Source organism: Martinezella sp. CNPSo 3957, from assembly GCF_057784395.1.
This window is the reverse complement of sequence record NZ_JBXSOU010000029.1, coordinates 1-1534: the sequence shown is the minus strand read 5'-3', so window position 1 is coordinate 1534 and position 1534 is coordinate 1. Positions and strand designations below refer to the sequence as shown.

The following is a 1534-nucleotide window of genomic DNA, read 5'->3' as shown; positions in this document are numbered from 1 at the left end:
CCTCAGACCGCTGACAAACCCCTGGCATCGCTCAGGGGTTTGTGATTCAGTGGGACATGTTGAAGAAACCTGCCCCTTCCCAGACGGCTCTCGAGATGGTGACGCTCGACGGTCTCGTGCCGAAGGATCATCTGCTTCGCAAGATCGATGCGGTGATCGACTTTTCCTTCATCCATGACCGCGTTGCCGGGCTTTATTGCGCCGACAACGGCCGACCGCCGCTCGATCCGACCTTGATGTTCAAGGCTTTGTTCATTGGCTACCTGTTCGGCATCCGCTCCGAGCGGCAGTTGGTGCGCGAGATCGAGGTCAACGTCGCCTATCGCTGGTTTCTGCAGATGAAGCTGACGGATGGTGTGTTTGACGCCTCGACGCTGTCCCAGAACCGCCGCCGGCGCTTCAACGATACGAGCGTTGCCCAGGACATTTTTGACCATATCGTTGAACAGGCGGTCGGTCATGGACTGGTCGACGGTACGGTGCTCTACACCGACTCGACCCACCTGAAGGCCAATGCCAACAAGGGCAAATACGATCTTGCGATGATCGAGAAGTCGCGCTCCGACTACTGGGCCGACCTGGACCGGGCGATAGAGGCGGAGCGCAGCCTGCACGGCCAGAAGCCCTTGAAGCAGAAGGAGCGTCAGCCGCAGGTGAAGGAAACCAAGGTGTCGCGCACCGATCCAGACAGCGGCTATATGGTGCGTGACGGCAAGCCGAAAGGCTTCTTCTACCTCGATCACCGCACGGTGGACGGCAAGCTTGCGATCATCACCGACACCCATGTCACGCCCGCCAACGTGCATGACAGCATCGTCTATCTCGACCGACTGGATCGCCAGCGTCAGCGCTTCGGCTTCGAGGTCGGTGCTGTCGGGCTGGATGCCGGCTATGCCACATCCGGCATCGCCAAGGGTCTCGAGGACCGCGACATTCTCGGCGTCACCGGCTACCGCAATCCGACACCGCCCAAGCCCGGCATGATGCGCAGGTCGAAGTTCGACTATGAGCCCGAGACAGACGGCTACCGCTGCCCCGAAGGCCAACTGCTCGCCTATGCCACCACCGACCGCAACGGCTATCGGCACTACCGCTCCGATCCGGCCATCTGCGGCGATTGCCCGTTGTTGGCCTCCTGCACCGCCAATGCCAAGGATGAACGCACCATCACCCGCCATGTCTGGCAAGACGCCCGCGAGCGGACCGACGCCCACCGCCTCACGCCTTGGGGCAAGGCCATCTACAAGCGGCGAAAGGAGACGGTCGAACGCTCGTTTGCCGATGCCAAGCAGCTTCATGGCCACCGCTATGCCCGGTTCCGAAGTCTCACCCGCGTCGCATGCCAGTGCCTACTAGCCGCCGCCGCCCAGAACATCAAAAAGATCGCAATGGCTCTCACAAGGGCTCCCAAACCAAGCCTGGCGTGAGGGCATAAGCCCTTCTTCGACCCCGCAAATATAACCCCGCCCACAAACCACAATCCCGCAAAAATAAACCCGCCGAAAAAATCGACGGGTTTGTCAGCGGTCTGAGG

The 1534-nt window shown here is 60.8% G+C and carries 1 protein-coding gene; it reads left to right on the top strand.

Translation table 11 applies throughout. The annotated features are described in order from the left end of the window. Positions 1-56: 56 nt before the first annotated feature. Positions 57-1427 carry an IS1182 family transposase gene (locus AC13QE_RS31250; RefSeq protein ID WP_488486659.1) on the top strand — a complete coding sequence of 457 codons (1371 nt, stop codon included), beginning with the start codon at positions 57-59 and terminating at the stop codon, positions 1425-1427. Positions 1428-1534 lie beyond the last annotated feature (107 nt).

Bases quoted from the DNA above. Each gene is read 5' to 3' on its own strand.
- AC13QE_RS31250 (WP_488486659.1), top strand. From the start codon at position 57: ATGTTGAAGAAACCTGCCCCTTCCCAGACGGCTCTCGAGATGGTGACG.